This window comes from Actinokineospora sp. PR83 (assembly GCF_021056305.1).
Lineage (GTDB): Bacteria > Actinomycetota > Actinomycetes > Mycobacteriales > Pseudonocardiaceae > Actinokineospora > Actinokineospora spheciospongiae.
In genome coordinates this window covers 1-1,353 of the sequence record NZ_JAJCXD010000153.1, presented here as the reverse complement: position 1 = coordinate 1,353, position 1,353 = coordinate 1, and the positions used below count along the sequence as shown (strand labels likewise).

At 68.2% G+C, this 1,353-nt stretch carries 1 protein-coding gene; it reads right to left on the bottom strand.

Annotated elements, in window-relative coordinates:
• The coding region (locus L6E12_RS34035; protein ID WP_240014129.1) for an alpha-amylase family glycosyl hydrolase at positions 1 to 1,115 on the bottom strand (1,115 nt) is incomplete at its 3' end.
• Positions 1,116 to 1,353 lie beyond the last annotated feature (238 nt).

Sequence of the window (1,353 nt, the reverse complement as noted above, 5' to 3'; positions counted from 1 at the left end):
TAGGCGGAGGTGGTGGCCGGGTCGGAGTCGTAGACCTCGCCGAAGACGAAGAAGTCCTCCTTGCCCCTGGACTTCGCGTACGCCTTGACGTGCGGGGCAAGCGCTTGCCAGAACTCCGTGTTGACGTGCTTGACGGTGTCGACCCGGTAGCCGTCGATGCCGAGGGTGTCGATCCAGCTCGTGAAGATCCGCTTCATGCCGTCGACGACCTTCGGGTTCTCGGTCATCAGGTCGTCGAGACCGGAGAAGTCGCCGTACTCGGTGGACTCGCCGGTGTAGGTCGAGTCACCGCGGTTGTGGTAGAGCGCCGGGTCGTTGAGCCAGGCGGGGACCTTCTTGGTCGCGTCGGCGGGGGTGCGGAAGACGGGGGTGTACGGGAAGGACGTCGCCGGGTCCAGGGCGGGGAACCCCGGTTTGCCCGCGGCGGCCTTGATGTCGACGACGTTGCCCTGGGCGTCGAGGTAGGGCTGCGCGCCGGTTCCGATGTAGTCGCGCTTGCCCTCGGCGTAGTCGATGACGTCGGCGGTGTGGTTGGCGACGATGTCGAAGAAGACCTTGATGCCCCTGCGGTGCGCGTCCCGGATCAGGGCCTGCATGTCCGCGGTGGTGCCGAAGTGCGGGTCGAGGCGGGTGAAGTCGGTGGTCCAGTAGCCGTGGTACCCGGCCGAGACGTCGGCGCCGCTGCCCTGCACCCACTGGTTGGCGAACATCGGGGTCATCCAGATGGCGGTGATGCCCATGCCGCCCAGGTAGTCCAGTTTGGACCGGAGACCGGGGAGGTCGCCGCCGTGGTAGAAGCCCTTGTCCGTGGGGTCGAAGCCGGTCTTGAGGCGATCGGGGTCGGTTGTGCCGCCGCGGTCGTTGCGCGGGTCGCCGTTGGCGAAGCGGTCGGGCATGACGAAGTAGAAGCGCTCGCCGGTGAGGTCGTCGCGGAGGGCATCTCCTGCGAGGCGGTGGTCTTGCGGGCGGGTGCCCGGGGCGATGTCGGTGACGGTGCCGACCGCGAGGCGCTGGGGTGCTGGTGCTGGGGTTGCCTGGGCTTGGCTGGGGGCCGGGGGGAGGGCCAGCAGTGTTGCGAGGCTGAGTGCTACTCCACCGCGCCGGCGTCCAGCCATGGCGACCTCCTTGTCGTAAGCCCTTGCGGGCCTGCTGCCGCGTGGCGGGGCAGGCCAGAGCACCAAACCACGGCTGCATGTCGGGGTATAGGTCCGTTTGGCTGCAATGGCTTGCGGTGGGTTGCGCAACTGGGTCGGCGTGGGCTGTACCGCTTCGCCGGGCTGTGCCGTGTGGGCTGATCTGCTCAGCCGTGCCGTTGGTTACAAGCCCGGGATTTTGTCGCTGGTGCCCGGGTGG